We start from the raw sequence: 467 nt of genomic DNA on the forward strand, positions 1-467 counted from the left end.
GATAAGGTTTTAGAAAATGCAAAAACTGAAGAATGAAATGAATATAGCTGTTTGGTTGGTAATGATTATAATGCTCATGCCAGCCTTTTTTATCTTGCCGCAGAAGAATCAAAATGTAAGCATTGATTCCAAAGTAAAAAGCTTAACACAAAGTAAGGAAAATTACTATACAAGCATACCTTCTCGTGCCGTGACGCTTACTCAAGTAATAGCCTACAAAGATGCATCCATGACACAAAAAATCGGGGAAATTCCGAGGCAGAAACAGCTTGAAATTATAAATTTAAAAGAAAATATGTTTGAATTGGCCAATCATACTTTTGTCAAAGCAGATCCGAAAATGATAGGTTCAGATGTTTTACTGAAGAAAGAAGAGCAAAAGATAAGTGTTTATACAGCAAAGACAGCTGAAGTTTATTATAGTCCGTTTACGACTTATGACAAGGAAGTTTACACAAAACTTTCAG

At 33.8% G+C, this 467-nt stretch carries 1 protein-coding gene; it reads left to right on the forward strand.

The window, feature by feature from the left end; translation table 11 throughout:
- Nucleotides 1-16 precede the first annotated feature (16 nt).
- On the forward strand, nt 17-467 hold a 451-nt coding region (locus ETC27_RS17790), incomplete at its 3' end, for a hypothetical protein (RefSeq protein ID WP_205742761.1).

Source organism: Onishia niordana, assembly GCF_004798965.1.
In the GTDB taxonomy this organism is placed as follows: domain Bacteria; phylum Pseudomonadota; class Gammaproteobacteria; order Pseudomonadales; family Halomonadaceae; genus Onishia; species Onishia niordana.